The following is a 17,399-nucleotide window of genomic DNA, read 5'->3' on the forward strand; positions in this document are numbered from 1 at the left end:
GAGGAATCTGCTGCTACCCTCTGTGTGCGCAGATCGGAGTAAGCGCCCGTGCCGAAGAGGATTCCAGCTTGGATATCTTGACTCAAGGGGTTCGTTGATGGATTCCGCCCACGTGTTCGTCGCGCGGCTTTGCTTTCGGTTTGTCATCGCGGTTTGTTGCGGCACCGCTTGCCTGTCACACATCGTCCGGGCCGATCAGCCCCAGCAGGGGGCGACGAAGCGGGTCGATTTGAGTGCTGGTGTGGCGCTTGAGCTGGTCTACATTCCGCCAGGTTCTTTTCTGATGGGGAGCACGCCGGAGGAAAAAGCCTGGGCCACCGGCATTGAAGGGGGCGCGCAGGCGGGCACCGAACGCGAATCGTACGAAGGGGAGCGGCCGCGCCCGATGCGCGTCCAAGACGGCTTTTGGATGGGGCGCACCGAGGTCACGGTCGGGCAGTTTCGCCGTTTCGTCGAGGAATTTGGTTACGTGACCGATGCCGAAAAGCCGGGGGGCAAGACGCAGTGCTTCAACCCACTGTGGAACGGCTATCATCTCACCACGCAGGTCACGCATCCTTGGGAGCCGATGCCGGGCAAGAGCTGGCGCGATCCGAACTTCGACTTCCCACTCGACGACCACTATCCGGTCGTCTGCGTGAGTTGGAACGACGGCCGCGCGTTCTGCCAATGGCTGACGAAGCGGGAACGCGCTGCGGGCCGGCTGCCTGAGGGACTGGAGTATCGATTGCCGACCGAGGCCGAATGGGAATACGCCTGCCGCGGCGGCAGCCAACAGAGTCTTTACTTCTGGTGGGGCAACGAGCTCCAGGAGGGAGAAGGGCGGCTGAACATTTCGGCCGTCGATTTTCTGCCCGATCGGAAGCAGGCTTGGCCCCTGAACAAAGCCCCCTGGAGCGATGGCTACTCGTTCGTCTCGCCGGTCGATCATTACGGCGAGCGCGGCCGCAACGGTTTCGGGCTGGCCGATATGTGCGGCGGGGTGTGGGAGGTGATTCTCGACGACTTCGATCCCGCGGGGGGGCACGAAGAACTGCACGTCGACGCGGAGAATCCTCGGCCCGTCTGCCGCGGCGGCAATTACTTCGACGTGCCCGGCAACGCACGCTGTGCGGTGCGGCTGGGATTGCAAAGCACGAGCTACTCGGATTCGCGTGATGGGTTTCGGATTTGCCTGGGCGTGCCGCGGCGGTGATGCAGGGAGATGATGCCGCGTTGCACCATCCCAAGAATCGCACCGCTCGTCGGCCAGAATCATTTTAACTAGATCGCACCTATCGATTACTCCGATTCGTCGCCGATTCAGGAGAGTCCCATGCGGTGCATCGACTATGCCGTGGAGTGCATCCAGCGTGCGCTGAGAGAGGTCGAATGCGATCGGTTCACTCCTGCGGTATTATCGCCGGAGATTGCTGATTACCTGATTGACCTAACGCATCGATACCCAATCGACGATTCCGAATTCAGTAGATTCGTGATTACGCTGTCCTATAACGCCATTCGCGATGAACTGTTGAACCAAATACTTCCTGCAAGTATTGGACAGCAGATTCGCGATTATCGAGCGGAATACGAAGCACTGCAAATCCGGATGGAAAACGACGTCGCCCAAAGCAACTTCGACGAAGCTCGGCAATACCGTGATCGACAGCAGGTCATAGAAACATCCATTCGCGAGTTGATCGCAGGTGCCGACTTCACGATTACACTCGCACTCGTTGAATCGGTATTGAGATCATTGGCGTTTCCACGAGTCTTGACCAAGCCTCGCAACTCGTGAGGTAGCTTGCGCGCGGGCACCCGACCCGAGCACGGTGAAAGCTCAGCATCGCAGCGAACCGCCGACGATGATCTCGTCACACCAACGGTGCTTTCCGTTCCACGATTGATGGTGTCTTAGCGGCCATCTCAGCGTTGAGTCGAATGAATTCCTGCCAAGGCTCGGGCACGTTATCTTCGTAGAAGATCGCCTCGACCGGGCATTCCGCTCGGCAGGCGTCGCAGTCGATGCACTCAGTGGGATCGATGTAGAGCATCTTTTCTCCTTCGTGGAAGCAATCGCAGGGACAGACGACGACGCAATCGGTGTACTTGCAGCCGAAGCAGGGGGCGGTCACGACGTAGGCCATCGGTTTCTCCTGAAGCGAGTGAGAGGGGACTGAACCTTTCGAGCGGATCGAGAATCTGGTCTGCTAGGGGTACATCCGATTCACACTCGAAGTTGGCCAAACATTCCGGAAACTTCCCCGAAAAAGCAGCAAACCGCGACGCCCATTGACTTTGAAAGGCCTGCCAGCTTGGGTGCCGACCACGTCAGCATGAGTTCTCGCGAACTGTTGAGCCTGTATCAGGCAGGAAACCGCGAGGCGGCGACAATCCTCTTTGATCGCTATGTCGCTCGTCTGATGGCACTGGCGCGTCGCCGACTGGGGGAGCGGCTCCGACGACGAGTAGACGCGGAAGACATCGTTCAGTCGGCGTTTCGCAGCTTCTTTGCTCATTCGACGGATGGCGAATACGAGTTTGCCGTCGCCGGTGACCTGTGGCGGTTGCTGGCAAGCATCACGATCAACAAGCTGCACGGCGAGATCGAAAAGCACACGGCCGCCAGGCGGAGTATTCATCGAGAGGAACCCGCCAGTGTGTTCGCCGCGAACACCAAAGCACCCGAACCCTCGGCCGCCGAGATCATCGCACTTGTCGAAGAGATCCAACTGGCGTTCGACGGCCTTTCGCCCGACGAACGCCTGGTCTTCACATTGAGTCTGGAAGGGCAAAGCCTGGAGCAGATTAGCGTCGCCATCCGGAAATCCGTGCGAACGACCCGCAGGATAGTGGCGAATATCGAGAAAGGCATCCAACTGCGATTGACGACTGGCCGAAGGACCGAGCCTGCCAGGCCGGCGGCTTTGCCCGCGCCAGACGCGCCGCTGCTTTTCTCGGATTACGTGCTCGAGCGATTGCTGGGGTCCGGTGGCATGGGCAAGGTCTTTCGCGCGCGGGACAAGCGAACGGGAAAGCTCGTAGCGATCAAGGCGCTGCACAAGTCGCGTCAATCAGATGTACGCGCCGTGTCGCGACTGGTGCAGGAGGCGCAGATTCTGGCCGGATTGCGCCACCCACACATCGTCGGTGTGCAGGGGCTGGGACGATTCCCGAGTGGCGGTTATTTCATGGTGATGGAGTACGTGGATGGTGTCGATCTGCAATCGCGAATTCACACGTCTGGATTGCCGGTCGAGGAGATGTTGCGCGTCGCGAAACAAGTTGCCGATGCGGTTTATTTTGCCCACGAGCGGGGCGTGGTCCACTGCGATCTCAAGCCGGGGAACGTGCTGCTCGACAAGGAGGGGCACGTATTCGTCACCGATTTTGGTTTCGCGCATCTTGTGGCCGGGCCCGCAGATCGCCTGTCACGGGGCATCGGTGGGACGGCTGGATTCATCGCTCCAGAGCTACTGGCTGGAGAGAGTCCCCCGACTCCTGCGGCGGACGTATTCGGACTGGGAATGCTGATGTGGACGGTGGCAACAGGCTATCCCCCTTCGGGGATCGATTCGTCTTCGGAGTATAATTGCGTCGTGGAAGGACTCGAGAGAATTATTCGGCGCTGCGTGGCAACTCTGCCGAACGAACGGTATGGATCGGTGCGCGAGTTGATCAGAGACCTGGAATCGGTTGTGATATGAACATGCATTGCTGTCACGCACGGGCTGCGTGACCTACGGCGTGGTGCCCTCGTGGCGCGGTGGTCAATGGAACGCGAATGAATGACCACTAACACGACGAGTCTGTTGTTGCGGACAGACGCAATCTAGATGGCAAGCGAGTTGGACTTCGTCCTGGAAACGCTCCGCGAAGTCAGAACACGCGTCACAACAGACCACTGACCACGAAAGCTCGACGCATCTGATTCGCCATGCTTTAATCGAAGCATCTCTTGAAAGCTTCAGGTGGAGCGGGAGGGCAAGGCAATGCGGGGATTTTGCCGTCTGGGTCTGGGGGCCTGGTTTCTCCTGCTGACGATGTTGCCGGGAGTGACCGTCGCCTGCCTGTGGGATTACGACACGCTCAAGATGGAGCGTTCCCGCTTCCCGAATGCGCTCGAGTTGATCACGGGCAAGTTCTTGCGACACTCGCCCGAGTTCTACCAGTGGCGCATCGACGATCGCTTGATACGACTTGAAAGCGACCCGACAAATCCGGCGTTGTTGGATGATCTGGCGGTAGCGTACGACAAGCTCGGCGAACATCAAAAGGCGATCGAGACGGCCCTCAAGATTGAGCAGTCGCATCCTGGGCGCTACGAGACCGCTTCAAACCTGGCGACGTTTTATTTTCACGCCGGCACGCCTGAACTGGGGTTGCCCTACTTGGAGCAGGCGCTGGCGATCAATCCCGAGGCACACTTCGGTCGGGAGAAGTATCAATTGGCGCTGACGGAATATGTGCTGCAGCAATGGGAAGAAAGCCACGGCCAGTTGCCAGTTGGGCGTTGTCACTGGGCGGATATGAGCAAGCCAGTTCCGGATTCTCGCGACGAGCGGACTTTTGCGAAACACTTGCGCACACAATCGTTTGAGCATCTGGCATCAGCCGAGAATCAGGCAGCCGTGAAGGGCGTGCTGGGCATGATGAGATTTGCGAATCATGAGTCTCCCATCCTGCTCGAAGCGCTCGGATCGTTGCTGCTGGAAGGGCATCGTTCCGACGATGCAAAGTTCCTGGCCGCGCGTGCTTATTTGAAAGCTTCGTACGAGTCGCCAGACGACCCAACGCGCGCCGCTTACCGTGAAATGGCTGGCCAGGCTCTCTCGATGCAGACTCAGGGCGCCCTGAACCGTGAAGTTTCGCTGGCCCAGGTGGAGAGTGATTTCCAGCAGGAACTGGCGGATGCCGACGCATGGTATACTCAACTGCGAGACAAAGAACTGGCTTGGATTCGTGACGGAAACAACCCCGAGGTAGAGTTCGATCAGCTCTATGCTGCTGAAACGCCCGCGCAGGTCGTCGACCTACAGGGTAGTAAGACGATGCTCGCTGCGCTGCTAGGCGTGGTGATCTTCGCGGCATTACTCTTCGCGTGGCAACTTCGCCGGCGTTCTTCAAGCGCAAGGGCTACGATGGGCTCGTAAGATAGCGGACGATTCTCGTCGTGTCGTGGTAGTAGCTATTCAGCGCGTCGATGGGGCGGAATGTCACGCCAGTCGATTGCTGTCACGCACGGGGTACGTGACCTACGGATTCTGCGAATTGGATCATGAGCCGTTCACCGTCGATGGCATTACTGCGCGTGATGGGCCTGCTGGCGGGGCTTTTGATCGTCAAGGTCACGGTCGTGGTCGTGATAGGTTATCGCGACTATTTTCCCGCCGATTTCGGTTCCGACTTTCTGCTCGGGCGCGAGGCGTACTTCTTTGGCGCGTATCGCTGGGCGTTTTATGCCCATATTCTCGCGGGACCGATCACCCTGTTGCTGGGGTTGCTGCTCCTCAACGAATGGTTTCGCTTGCGGTCCACCGCGTGGCATCGCACGCTGGGCAAAGTGCAGGTTGCCGTCGTCTTGGGCGTGCTCTGCCCGAGCGGACTGTGGATGGCGCGGTACGCCATGACGGGCGTTATAGCGGGATGGGGCTTTGCGTTGCTGGCCGTGGCCACGGCGACTTGCGTATGGTTTGGCTGGCGACGAGCCGTGCAGCGCCGGTTCGACGAACATCGCCGCTGGATGTGGCGCTGTTTTTTACTGCTCTCGTCGGCGGTCGTACTGCGGCTGATCGGCGGCCTGGCCAGCGTGTCGGGCATTGGCGAGACGTGGAGCTATCCGTTGGCCGCTTGGGTGAGCTGGCTTGGCCCACTCGCGGTGTACGAATTGAGCCGCGTCATTGTGCTGCGACGGACTCGCAGGCTCGCGTCGCGCGACGGTCACTCCCAATCTTCCAACACGTTCTGGTCGTTGCCGGCGATGGAGATGAGCGCGCGGCGTTGATCGGCGGGCAGGTCGGCTTGGAGAAAGTGGACGCTGCCATCGGCGAAGGCGGCGTGCATGCCGGCGGGATGCGAGAGCGGCGGAAATTCCCGCAGGCTGAGCACAAGTTGCTCGTCGGCATCGATGGGCGCCATCCAGTGTACAGCGTGGTCCTCATCGACTTCGAGGATGACCATCGTGCCAGCGGTGCCGTCGGTGATCTCGGCAAATCGGCGGGGCGAGTTTGCCTGTAGGCAGCTATGGGGCGTCACGATGGCCAGATACGTGGTGTGCGTGGGATCGAGTTTGTTCGATGCGGAAGGGCAGAGATAAAACGGCACGACGCTTGCCCGCGCGGCTTCGTTGGTGGGATCGTCCCACGGCTTGGTGAGGTCGATCGAATCGTAGAGACTGTGCATCTCCATGTACGGCAGGATGAGCGTCCGCCAACTGTGGAGCAGCTGGCCGCTGGCGTCGGTGGTGTAGGCCGGTGGCAGGGCGCCGTACACCTCGGCGTAGTTGTGCAATGCCAGGGCAACTTGCTTCAGGTTGTTGCGGCACGTGCTTCTGCGGGCGGCTTCTCGGGCGAATCGCACGTTGGGGAGCAATAACAAGATGAAGAGCACAAGAATGATTACGGCGACTGCCAGTATCACGAGCGCCGCACGAAAGCGACGCCTTGCCTGATACTGTGCCAGTATCTCGGCATGTGCGTCCGTCTCGGGGCTGTGATACGGATTCTCGTCCATGGTTCTGCCCTTGTTGTTGGCGTGTCGACACTCTTCATTATAGACGGTCGCTCCATCGTGGGACATCTCTTTGTCTGCTGGTCACCCTGGCGGCACTTGGGGAGTGGATCGAAAGCAGCTTTCACGTTCGACGTAGACTGACTCGTTTCGGCGGATCGATTGCTGTCACGCACGGGCTGCGTGACCTACGGACTTCGACGGATCGAACGCTACGCGCGTGCCGATCGATTGCTTCGTGGTACACTGGTCCGCCGCGGCAACGGGCTGCCGTTGGTTGGAATACCTCTTGATCCGCGTGGGAATCCGGGAATGATTTTTGCCGAGGTACTTCACGCGACGCGTCTGCGCGAGCCGGACAAGCTGGCGCTGGTGTTTGGATCGCGGCGCTATACCTATGCCGAACTGGACGACGTGACCGATCTTCTGGCGGCGGCGTTGGCCGCGGCCGGGGTAGCGCGCGACGATCGCGTGGCGCTGTTTCTGCCGAACCGTCCGGAGCTGGTGTTTTGCTACCTGGCGTGCTTCAAGCTGGGGGCGATCGCCGTGCCGCTCAATCACCGCTATCGGACCGGCGAAGCGGAATACGCGCTGGAACATTCCGGCTCGACGACGCTCATCGTGCATGAAGATAAGCTCGACGATGCGCTAGGTCTCCCCTTCGAACGGTTGCCACTGGTGCGGCGTTATCTCGTACGCGATGCCGCGGCCAAGATCGTCGACACCGCCGCGCGGCAGGCGTCACATTGCCGGGGAAACGAGTTGCCCACGTTAGCGGTGGTGGAAGCAGAGTTCGCGCCGTTCGAATCGCTGCTGTCGGGCAAAACGGCGCCATTGCCAGAGGTGCTGTTCGACGAACGGCAGTTGGCCACGATCATGTATACCTCGGGCACGACGGCCAATCCAAAAGGCGTGGTTCACTCGCAGGAGACGCTCTGGCACTGCGTGCAGATCCAGGCCACGTCGATGGAGTACACATCCGAAGACGTGATCCTCGTCAGCACGTCGGCCGCGCACTGTGCCGCCTCGTATGGTCTGATCTTTCCCAATATCTTCGTCGGCGGAACGTCGGTGATGCTGCACGCACCGACACCGGAACAAGTAGTACAGGCGATCGTCGAACATGGGGTAACGCGCTGCCAGATGTTGCCCGCCAGCTTGCAGGATTTGGTCGAGTATCTCGAACATCGGCCGACGCCGCTGCCTTCGCTGCGCAGCTTCTTCGCCGGGGGCGACATCGTGCCGCTCGACACGCACCGGCGTTTTCGCGCGGCGACGGGACTCGACGTGGCCGAACTGTGCGGCATGACCGAGGCGATCACGTATGCGGTGAATCCACCCTTCGGCGAGAAGCGAATCGGATCGGTGGGTAAGCCGGTCGAGCGAACGCAGGTGCGCATCGCCGACGAGCATGGTCGTGCGCTGCCGGTGGGGGCTGAAGGAGAGATTCAGATTCGCGGTCCGGCGAACATGCTGGGCTACTGGAACGACACGCTGCACACGACGGCGACGCTACACGACGGTTGGCTGGCGAGCGGCGACCTGGGACGCTTCGACGCCGACGGGTACCTGTGGTTCATGGGGCGCAAGAAGGAGATCATCATCCGCGGAGGATCGAACATCTCGCCCCTGGAGGTGGAGCAGGTAATCGACCAGCACCCGGCGGTCCACCTCTGCGGCGTGGTCGGGGCGCCCGACGCGCGGCTGGGGCAGATCGTGATCGCCTACGTCTCACTGCTGGAGGACGCGGAACAGAAGCCGACGCCCGAAGAGTTGAAAGCGTTCGCGGCCGAACGGATCGCGGAATACAAAGTGCCCGAGCGGTTCTTCCTGCTCGACGCGCTGCCGCTGAACTCGACGAACAAGGTGGACCGGAAGAAGCTGCACGAGCGCGTGGCGGGGGATTTGGGCATTTAGTGATGCGAGATTATGGAGTCCGAGTCCATGTCGAGTCTAAAGGCGAAGTACAGCTCCGCGCATCTTTCGATCGAGCGTATGCGATCTGCACTTTTGCAGCTGCCGGCGATCGTCAAGGCAATATTCGGCGACATTTCATTCACTGTGCAATACGGCTTTGGCACGCGACTGCATGGCGCCTTGCACTTCGTGCCGATGAACGTCTCCACGGAAGTGCTTCCATGGTTCCTGGAAGATTCACTCGACCAACGTATCGTCGAGCCCGGTCGGTCTGATCTGCTGATCGATTTCCCGAACCAGGAGTTGAAACTCCTGTACTGTCACGAGCTGGATATTCACGTCGATGGCAGCAACGACGAACTGATCCAGCGATTCATCGGCTGCGAGGAGTATCGTGACATCGCGTTTTATTCGCAGGCGCAGCTCAAGGCGAAGTATCCGGACCGTGCCTGACGGTGTCGTGCCACTCTGCTACCCTACACCTTGCTGACGTTTCGGATTGGAATGATCGCCGTGCAATCGTCGGTTGTGTTGTTATCCCCCTTTCTGATCACGGTCATTTAACCACGACGGCACTACGACACGATGTGAAGCTGAGAATGCATCCTCTTGTAGGTCAGGTACCCCGTACCTGACAAATGCTCGGCATAGCCAACTCGAACGATTGTCAGGTACTGGGTACCTGACCTACATCGCACAGGCTGGCAGTCTGTGCTACTTCCAATTCAGAGCTTGTTCAGCAAATTCAGAGGTTAGCGTGCGGCCGCCGTGACGAGGACATTGGCTTCGATCCGGACGATCACGCCCTTGAAGGCCGGCGTGCGCGAGGCGCTGTCGATGTCGCGCGGCACCAGGACGTTGGCCTCGGGATAATAAACCAGCGCGTTGCCTGCCTTGATCTGCGGGAAGGGGCGGACGCGGATGTTGTGCATGGCGCCCGTGGCGCTGCGAACCGTGACGAGTTGGTCTTCGACGAGGCCGCGTCGCTGGACATCGTCGGGGTGCATGAGGATCACGTCGCGGCGGTCCTGGCCGCGATAGAAGTCGTAGTCCTCGTAGACGACCGTGTTGAATTGCCCCTCGCTGCGGACGGTCATCAGGCGCAGTTCGTCCGCTTCGCCCTTGAGCGGCGGCAACTCGTGACAGAAGAGATTCGCGCGGCCCGTGGGCGTGGGAAACTGCGGCGTGTGGAACGTGCGGCCGCCGATCTGGAACTCTTCTTTCGTGGCGCCAATGTCAGCCAGCTTCTCGAAGCCGGGCACGATCCTGGCGATCGCCTCCCGAATGCGGCCATGATCCTGCATGCCGGGCCAATCAACGGGGCCGTGATCGCCCAAAGTATCGGCCGCGATGCGCGAGATTACTTGCACTTCGCTCCGCAACCCCTCGTGACGACGGATGCCACCATCGCTGAGCCGGACGTAGTTGAACATCGACTCTTGGGTCGTCGATTGCACTTCTTCGTCGCGCGCCAAGACCGGCAAGATGATCGTACGAGCGGCAAGACCATGCGCGTGTCCCGTGTTGAGGGTGGTGTTGAGGTAAACCAGCATGTCGAGACGCGAAAGTGACTCGGCGGCGTAACGGGCGTCGGGATTCGAGCCGTAAAGATTGCCGCCGAGACAGAAACCGAACTTGAGCTCGCCGCGATGGGCGCCGTCCATGCAGGAGAGCGTATCGAGACCTGGCGCCGTCGGCAGCCGGACGCCGAAATGCTCTTCGAGACGCTGGAAGATAGCGTCCTTCAACTTGGGCGTGACGCCGACGGAGCCGATGCCCTGCACGTTCGAGTGGCCGCGGATGGGGAGCAAGCCCGCATTGGGGCGACCGACCATGCCGCGCAGCAGGGCGAGATTGGCAATCGCCTGCACGTTCGAGACGCCGTGCGCGTGGTGGGTGATGCCCATCGTCCAAGAAAAGACGACGTTTTTCGATTTGGCATACCGCGCAGCGATGTCGTCGATCGTCTGGCGTGAGACGCCGCTTTTCTGTTCGATCTCTTCCCAGGTAAGGGCGGCGAGATGCTCGCGTAGGGCGGACCAGCCTTCACAATGCTGCTCGAGGAAGGGGACGTCGTGCTCGCCGCGTTCGATGGTGCGTTTGGCGATGCCGGCCAGCAGGGCCAGGTCGCCCCCGATGTCGGGCTGCACATACAGACTGGCGATCGCCGTGCCGAAGAGCAGGCTGCGCGGATCGCTTGGCACGCGGAAGTTGACCAGGCCGGTTTCGACCACCGGGTTGATGACGATCACTTCGCCGCCGCGACGACGCACCCCCTTAAGCAGCGTCATCAGGCGCGGATGATTGCTGGCCGGGTTGCCGCCGATGACGAAGACACAATCGGCATGCTCGAGATCTTCGAGCACGATGGTCGCCGTGCCGGTGCCCACCGAGGTGGCCATGCCCACGCCGCTCGCCTGGTGGCAGTAGAAGCTGCAGTTGTTGACGTTGTTCGTGCCGTACAGTCGGGCAAAGAGCTGCAGCAGAAAGCCCGCCTCGTTCGAACTGCGCCCGCTGAAATACCAGAACGTCTGCGAGGGATCGAGCTCGCGCAGTTTTTTACCGATCTCTTGGTGTGCCTCGTTCCAAGAGATCTCTCGGTAATATTGCGAGCCTGCTTCGAGCAGCATGGGGCGTGTGAGGCGGCCACAATGCTCCAACTCGCGTGGCGAGAAGGCCTGCATCTGCGGAATCGAGTAGGTGCTGAAAAAATCGGGCGGGATGGCGCCTTGCATGTCGGCGGCCATGGCCTGGAGCGACTTCTTACAGACCTCGGGGAAGAAGCCCGACTCGTTGACCATGCCGCCGCGCTGGCCCCCCATACCGACGGCGCAGGTCTTGCAGGCGTTCTTCGAGCGCATGGCCTGCCACATCTTCCACGGACCGACTTCGCGGGCCTTGCGGAGCGTGTACATGACGGCGGGCCAGCCGCCGCCGGAACCTGGCATGCGCATCAGGGGGATTCTCTACCGACTTTATCGATGATTTTTAACGCAAAGACGCGAAGGTGCAAAGACGCAAAGCAGACAATCGAATTAGTGGTGACCCGGCATGCTTTTTTACCGCGAAGGCGCAAAGTACGCGAAGGGATCAAGTGGCACAGGTTGTTCGCCTGTGGTTTTGCAATTCAGTTCGAGCCGACTCATCCTCTTGTCGCTGCGCGACACCGACCATTTTGCGACTGCTGCACTTCAAGTAGTCGGCGCCGAATCGCAAAAAGATCGGTGCCACCCGGTTTATATTGCTCTGCGTCTTTGCTTCTTTGCGCCTTTGCGTTGAAATTCTTTTCTTCCTCGCTCACGCTTCGGGTTGGAAGCACAGGCTAGGCGGCCTGTGCCACTTCATCCTAGTTAGTCGAGGCTGACGGTGACAGTTTTGGTTTCGGTGTAGGCTTCCAGGCCTTTTTCGCCCAGTTCGCGGCCGAGGCCCGACATCTTGAAGCCGCCGAAGGGTGCCGCGGCGTCGAAGACGTCGTAGCAGTTGACCCACACGGTGCCGGCGCGAATGGCGCCCGCCAAGCGATGCGCCTTGCCGATGTCGCGAGTCCAAACGGCCGCGGCAAGTCCGTAGAACGTATTGTTCGCGCGGTCGACGATCTCGTCCACGCTCTTGAAGCGGAGGATCGAGAGGACCGGACCGAAAATCTCATCCTTGGCGATCGACATTTCGTCGTTGACGCCGGCGAAGAGGGTCGGCTCGATGTAGTAGCCGCGGTCGCCCCAGCGCTGGCCCCCCGTCAGACACTCGGCCCCTTCTTTCTTGCCGAGATCGATGTAGTGCATGATCTTATCGAACTGGGCCTGGTCAACTTGCGGGCCCTGTTGCGTGTCGGGATCGAGCGGGTTGCCGAGCTTGCGGTGCTTGTTCATCGTCACCAGTTTGTCGACGAACTGGTCGTAGATCTTGTCTTCGACAAACAGGCGGCTGCCCGCGCAGCAGCACTGCCCCTGGTTGAAGTAGAGGCCGAAGTGCGAGCCGGTGGCGGCCGCTTCGAGATCGGCATCGGCGAAGACGATGTTGGGACTCTTGCCTCCCAACTCGAAGGTGAGACGCTTCAACGTCTGCGAGGCGTCGCGCATGATGATCTGCGCCGTCTTGTGCTCGCCGGTGAAGGCCACCTTGTCGACGCCGGGGTGGCGGACGATCGCCGCGCCAGCCGTGGGACCGTAGCCGGGCACGACGTTGATCACGCCATCGGGAATACCGGCTTTCTGGGCGAGCCGCGCCATCCGCAGGCAGGTGAGCGGTGTCTGCTCAGCGGGCTTCATCACGATGGTGCAGCCGGCGGCCAGCGCGGGTCCCCACTTCCAGGCCGTCATCAGCAGGGGAAAGTTCCAGGGAATGATCTGTCCGACAACGCCCACCGGCTCGCGGCGCGTGTAGGTGAAATACTTGCCGCGGACGGGGATCGTCTGGCCGTGAATCTTGTCGGCATAGCCGGCGTAATAGCGCAGGCAGTCGATCGTCAGCGGAAGGTCGGCGGCGCGGGCGTCGCTGATCGGTTTGCCATTGTCGAGCGACTCGAGCGCGGCCAGTTCGTCGAGATTCTCTTCCAGCGCGTCGGCCAGCTTGTGCATCAGGCGGCCGCGGTCGCGGGCATCCATCTTCGACCAGGGACCATGCTCGAAGGCATTGCGTGCCGCCTCGACGGCCAGGTCGATGTCGGCCGCGTCCCCTTCAGCCACCTGGGCGATGACCTCTTCGGTGGCGGGATTGATAGTTTCGAACGTCTTGCCGCTGACGCTCGGCACCCAACGGCCGCCGATGAAGCAATCGGTCTGGCGGATCTGGGGCTGCGAAACGGTTTCCATGGTCGTGGCCATCGTGTGCCTCCTGGTACGAGCGTTGGTCGATTGGCGTGCGGGCCCCGCCCTGGCGAGCACCCGATGAATTGGCGCCTGAGGTCTTCCCCGACGGAATTCTACCGCTGGTCGGAACGATGTGCCAGTTTTGCGGTTAATCACGCTGGCGCCCTCGAACCGCCCCCGCGGAGCGACCTTTTTTCCAGGCGGCGATTGGCATGGTCCACCGACACGCGGGACGAGCGCTCACCCGACTGGATAGTTCCTTGCGTGACCACGGGGAAGCGGATCAGAATGGGGCTTCGAGAGATGGACCACCACCGGCGACGTTCGATCGGGGCCGCGAACCCTCTGGCCCGATGGACTCTCCGCCGTCACTTGAGGATCGTACGTGCAACCAGACACTTCACTGAAATCGCAGGTCCAGTCGCATTGGGAGACCGAGACCTGCGGCACGCGCTACGGGCAGGCCGAGGATCGCCGCGCTTATTTCGAGCAGCTCTCGCGTACCCGCTACGACTTGCAGCCCTACCTGGCACCGTTCGCCGACTTCGCCAGCGCGGCAGGAAAACGGATCCTCGAGATCGGCGTGGGAGCGGGGGCCGATTTCCAGAACTGGTGCGAGGTGGCCGAGCACGCAACGGGAATCGATCTTACCGAGCAGGCGATCCGCCTAACCACGGAACGACTCAAGTTAAATCATATTCCCGCCGAACGCTTTACGCTGCAGACCGACGACGCCGAGAATCTCTCGTTCGCCGACCATAGCTTCGACATCGTTTACTCTTGGGGTGTGTTGCATCACACGCCCGATACGCGGCGCGCGTTTCGCGAGGTGTTTCGCGTGCTGAAGCCGGGGGGAGAACTGCGGGCGATGATTTACCATACGCCCTCCTGGATCGGCCTGATGCTCTATCTGAACTATGGGCTCGGCCGGGGGCGTCCCTTCCGCTCGCTGCGCCAGGTCGAGTTCGATCATCTGGAAAGCCCCGGCACGAAGGCCTACACCGTGCCCGAGGGACGCAATCTCGTCGAGCAAGCGGGCTTCCAAGATTGCCGCGTATGGTCGCAGCTTTCGATGGGGGACTATCTGCAGATCCAACCCAGCGACCGCCATCGTGGGCTCAAATTCACCATCGCCAGCAAGCTCTATCCGCGTTGGCTCGTGCGCCTGCTGGGGCACCGTTTTGGCCACCTCCTCTTGATTCGCGCCAAGAAGCCGACGAGCATCTAGTGCATTGTCAAAGCCAAAAGTTCGGGTTGGCCTTGCCAAATTGGCCCTCGCATCGTGAGCGGGTGAAACTTGGGAACCCGAAAACCAGGGTGTGACGCTGGACTAGGGGGGGTAGCACCGACGAGTTTCCGCAGCAGGCGTGAAACTTATCTCGCACAAGTCGGAAGCTCGTCGGTGCTACCCGGCTGGGGAAGCCGAACATTAGGCTTTGACAGACCACTAAGCTGGCCGGCGCGAACGTTCGCCGATTCAGGCACGCGCCAGGCCGATCGGAGGGAGGGACTGTATGTCGTTGTCGTATCACCGCGCGCTCGTCGCTGTCGTTGTCTGGTCCACGGTGCTGTCGCTCTCGGAGGGGCCGTTTTGCCTGGCCGATGAGCTGGGGGCGCCGCTCGCTGGTACCAGGCCTCTCGAGATGCAAGGGGACATCGCGTCGCAGCTCGTCGAGGGGGTCGATCGCTTTCTGTTGAAGCAGATCGACGATTCCGTGGAAGCCCGTGCGGCGAAATGGCAGCGTGATCTATCGTCGAGAGAGAAGTACGAGCAATCGGTCGAATCGAATCGCCAGCGTTTGGCGCGGTTTATCGGCGCGGTAGACGAACGCACATCGTACAACGCGCCAGAAATAATCGTCGAGGCAGGTGATTCGATCACGATTGCGCGCAACGATCGCTTTCAAGTGACGGCAATTCGCTGGCCGGCATTTGGCGATGTCCACGGCGAGGGATTGCTGCTGACACCGACGAAAGGCAAGGCGGTCGCTGACATTGTCGCCATTCCCGATGCGGACGTAACGCCCGAGCAACTCGCAGGGTTAGAAGCAGGCGTGCCGGCCGAATCTTTATATGCACGCCGACTGGCCGAGAGTGGCTGCCGCGTCGTGGTGCCGATGCTCATCAATCGGCACCACGAGGGACTGCCGGGACAGCCACGCTCGCACAAGCTGACGAACCGCGAGTTGCTCTATCGCTCGACATTCGAGATGGGGCGGCACCTCATCGGCTATGAAGTGCAGAAGGTGCTGGCGGCGGTCGACTGGTTCGCACGCGATGCAGGGAAGGAGGACGCCAACATCGGCGTCATCGGCTGGGGTGAGGGAGGCCTTGTTGCGCTGCACGCCGCGGCGCTCGATCCACGCATCGATGCGGCTTGCGTGAGTGGCTACTTCGATTCAAGACAGAAGGTGTGGGACGAGACGCTCGATCGGAACGTATTTCATCGGCTGGCTGAATTCGGCGATGCCGAGTTGGCCAGCTTGATTGCACCGCGGACGCTTGTGGTCGAGGCGTGTCGCGGCGTGGAGTTTGAAGTCCCGCCCGGAACCGGTGGGGGGCCGGGAAAACTGACAACGCCGGATCTCGCGAGCGTCGAGCGCGAAGTTGTCCGCGCCAGACAGCTTAGCGAAATACTCAGCTCGCCCCCCACGCTCAAGTTGGTTACGAGTAAAAACGGCTTCGGTCCCCATGGCACGCCCGACGTACTCACCGAGTTTCTTGCGCATTGGAATCTGAAGCTGCTCGAAGATCCCTTTAGCGTGCCCCCTTCTAACGCCGCGCCGGGGGCGAATTCACGCCATGCGGCGCGACACCGGCGTCAGATGCACGAGATCGATCGGCATACACAGCAACTCCTCAATGGCAGTGCCGAGGTGCGGAAGAAGTTCTTCGCCCAACTCGACACGAGCAGCCTGGAGAAGTACGCCGAGACGATTGAACCCTATCGTGAGTATTTCCGCGACGAGGTGGTAGGCAGCTTCGACTTGCCGTTGCTGCCGGCGAACCCTCGTTCGAGGCAGATCTTCGATGAGCCGGAGTTCACCGGTTACGAGGTGGTGCTCGACGTCTGGCCCGATGTATTCGCCTATGGCATTCTGCTCGTGCCGAAAGGCATCCAGGCGGGGGAACGACGCCCGGTGGTGGTTTGCCAGCATGGGCTCGAGGGACGCCCGCGCGACGTGGCGGATCCGAGCGTGCAAAACCCGGCGTATCACCAGTATGCCGTGCAGTTGGCGAAGCGTGGCTTCGTGACGTTCGCTCCGCAAAATCTTTACATCTTCCAGGATCGCTTCCGCACGTTGCAGCGCAAGGCGAACACGCTGGGGAAGACCCTCTTCTCGGTGATCGTGCCGCAGCACCAGCAGATCGTCGATTGGCTGGCCGGGCTGCCGATGGTCGATCCGGAGCAGATCGCATTTTATGGATTGTCCTACGGCGGCAAATCGGCGATGCGTATTCCGCCCCTCGTGAAGGGGTATTGCCTCTCGATCTGCTCGGCCGACTTCAACGAGTGGGTCTGGAAGAACATGTCGACGACAACCCCCTACAGTTATGTCTGGACGGGTGAATACGAAATCTTTGAGTTCGACCTGGGGCAGACGTTCAATTATGCCGAGATGGCGGCCCTCATCGCGCCGCGCCCGTTCATGGTCGAGCGCGGTCACTTCGACGGCGTGGCCCCCGATGAAGAGGTGGCGTACGAGTACGCCAAGGTGCGGCATCTCTATGCGGCGAAGCTGGGAATCGGCGACCGCACGGAGATCGAATTCTTCGTCGGCCCGCACACGATCAACGGCAAGGGAACGTTTGCCTTTCTGCACCAGCACCTGAAGTGGCCGGAGCCGAATTAAAAAAAGGCCCCGCGACCGCTGGTGGCGATCGGGGGCCCTAGGTGCCTTGCTTTCCCTTGTACCGGCCCTGCTATGGACATTCCTGTAGGTCAGGTACGGCGTACCTGAC

Annotated in this window: 13 protein-coding genes; 9 read left to right on the forward strand and 4 right to left on the reverse strand. The window is 60.8% G+C overall.

Annotated elements, in window-relative coordinates; translation table 11 throughout:
• Window positions 1-97 precede the first annotated feature (97 nt).
• Window positions 98-1,195: an SUMF1/EgtB/PvdO family nonheme iron enzyme gene (locus KF708_18670; protein ID MBX3414719.1), complete on the forward strand. Its 1,098-nt coding sequence runs from the start codon at window positions 98-100 to the stop codon at window positions 1,193-1,195.
• Window positions 1,196-1,315: 120 nt separating this feature from the next.
• Window positions 1,316-1,780: a hypothetical protein gene (locus tag KF708_18675; GenBank protein ID MBX3414720.1), complete on the forward strand. Its 465-nt coding sequence runs from the start codon at window positions 1,316-1,318 to the stop codon at window positions 1,778-1,780.
• Window positions 1,781-1,856: 76 nt separating this feature from the next.
• On the opposite strand, the gene KF708_18680 is transcribed toward KF708_18675, so the two are convergent.
• On the reverse strand, window positions 1,857-2,129 hold the full coding sequence (locus tag KF708_18680) for a 4Fe-4S binding protein (protein ID MBX3414721.1): 273 nt from the start codon (window positions 2,127-2,129) through the stop codon (window positions 1,857-1,859).
• Window positions 2,130-2,297: 168 nt separating this feature from the next.
• Here KF708_18680 and KF708_18685 point away from each other — a divergent pair, with 168 nt between their 5' ends.
• The 3 genes from KF708_18685 to KF708_18695 all read left to right on the forward strand — a co-directional run bounded on the left by KF708_18685 (window position 2,298) and on the right by KF708_18695 (window position 5,986).
• Entirely contained in the window at window positions 2,298-3,689 is a 1,392-nt protein-coding gene (locus tag KF708_18685; protein ID MBX3414722.1) for a sigma-70 family RNA polymerase sigma factor, read from the forward strand.
• 285 nt (window positions 3,690-3,974) lie between these two features.
• Entirely contained in the window at window positions 3,975-5,135 is a 1,161-nt protein-coding gene (locus KF708_18690; protein ID MBX3414723.1) for a hypothetical protein, read from the forward strand.
• A gap of 125 nt (window positions 5,136-5,260) precedes the next feature.
• The gene (locus tag KF708_18695; GenBank protein ID MBX3414724.1) at window positions 5,261-5,986 is read left to right on the forward strand and encodes a DUF2306 domain-containing protein; all 726 of its coding nucleotides are present in this window, start codon (window positions 5,261-5,263) and stop codon (window positions 5,984-5,986) included.
• Here the strand turns inward: KF708_18695 and KF708_18700 are convergent.
• A complete protein-coding gene (locus KF708_18700; protein ID MBX3414725.1) occupies window positions 5,923-6,714 on the reverse strand; it encodes a DUF1559 domain-containing protein in 792 nt (263 codons plus the stop codon). The genes KF708_18695 and KF708_18700 overlap by 64 nt on opposite strands.
• A gap of 309 nt (window positions 6,715-7,023) precedes the next feature.
• Between KF708_18700 and KF708_18705 the strand changes: the two genes are divergently transcribed.
• Window positions 7,024-8,628 carry an AMP-binding protein gene (locus KF708_18705; protein MBX3414726.1) on the forward strand — a complete coding sequence of 535 codons (1,605 nt, stop codon included), beginning with the start codon at window positions 7,024-7,026 and terminating at the stop codon, window positions 8,626-8,628.
• A gap of 27 nt (window positions 8,629-8,655) precedes the next feature.
• Window positions 8,656-9,081, forward strand: coding sequence for a hypothetical protein (locus tag KF708_18710; GenBank protein MBX3414727.1), 426 nt, complete (start codon window positions 8,656-8,658; stop codon window positions 9,079-9,081).
• 299 nt (window positions 9,082-9,380) lie between these two features.
• On the opposite strand, the gene KF708_18715 is transcribed toward KF708_18710, so the two are convergent.
• Window positions 9,381-11,582 (reverse strand): FdhF/YdeP family oxidoreductase, encoded by a 2,202-nt coding sequence (locus tag KF708_18715; protein MBX3414728.1) that lies wholly within the window; start codon window positions 11,580-11,582, stop codon window positions 9,381-9,383.
• Window positions 11,583-11,978: 396 nt separating this feature from the next.
• Entirely contained in the window at window positions 11,979-13,451 is a 1,473-nt protein-coding gene (locus KF708_18720) for an aldehyde dehydrogenase family protein (GenBank protein ID MBX3414729.1), read from the reverse strand.
• A gap of 370 nt (window positions 13,452-13,821) precedes the next feature.
• Here KF708_18720 and KF708_18725 point away from each other — a divergent pair, with 370 nt between their 5' ends.
• Both KF708_18725 and KF708_18730 read left to right on the forward strand, forming a co-directional pair.
• Window positions 13,822-14,664 (forward strand): class I SAM-dependent methyltransferase, encoded by an 843-nt coding sequence (locus KF708_18725; GenBank protein MBX3414730.1) that lies wholly within the window; start codon window positions 13,822-13,824, stop codon window positions 14,662-14,664.
• A gap of 286 nt (window positions 14,665-14,950) precedes the next feature.
• Window positions 14,951-17,290 (forward strand): dienelactone hydrolase family protein, encoded by a 2,340-nt coding sequence (locus KF708_18730; GenBank protein ID MBX3414731.1) that lies wholly within the window; start codon window positions 14,951-14,953, stop codon window positions 17,288-17,290.
• Window positions 17,291-17,399 lie beyond the last annotated feature (109 nt).

Source organism: Pirellulales bacterium, assembly GCA_019636335.1.
Taxonomy (GTDB): Bacteria; Planctomycetota; Planctomycetia; order Pirellulales; family JAEUIK01; genus JAHBXR01.

Coding starts and splice junctions, on each gene's coding strand:
- KF708_18720 (MBX3414729.1), bottom strand. CDS start 13,451: ATGGCCACGACCATGGAAACCGTTTCGCAGCCCCAGATCCGCCAGACC.
- KF708_18675 (MBX3414720.1), top strand. CDS start 1,316: ATGCGGTGCATCGACTATGCCGTGGAGTGCATCCAGCGTGCGCTGAGA.
- KF708_18715 (MBX3414728.1), bottom strand. CDS start 11,582: ATGCGCATGCCAGGTTCCGGCGGCGGCTGGCCCGCCGTCATGTACACG.
- KF708_18700 (MBX3414725.1), bottom strand. CDS start 6,714: ATGGACGAGAATCCGTATCACAGCCCCGAGACGGACGCACATGCCGAG.
- KF708_18695 (MBX3414724.1), top strand. CDS start 5,261: ATGAGCCGTTCACCGTCGATGGCATTACTGCGCGTGATGGGCCTGCTG.
- KF708_18690 (MBX3414723.1), top strand. CDS start 3,975: ATGCGGGGATTTTGCCGTCTGGGTCTGGGGGCCTGGTTTCTCCTGCTG.
- KF708_18710 (MBX3414727.1), top strand. CDS start 8,656: ATGTCGAGTCTAAAGGCGAAGTACAGCTCCGCGCATCTTTCGATCGAG.
- KF708_18730 (MBX3414731.1), top strand. CDS start 14,951: ATGTCGTTGTCGTATCACCGCGCGCTCGTCGCTGTCGTTGTCTGGTCC.
- KF708_18670 (MBX3414719.1), top strand. CDS start 98: ATGGATTCCGCCCACGTGTTCGTCGCGCGGCTTTGCTTTCGGTTTGTC.
- KF708_18705 (MBX3414726.1), top strand. CDS start 7,024: ATGATTTTTGCCGAGGTACTTCACGCGACGCGTCTGCGCGAGCCGGAC.
- KF708_18680 (MBX3414721.1), bottom strand. CDS start 2,129: ATGGCCTACGTCGTGACCGCCCCCTGCTTCGGCTGCAAGTACACCGAT.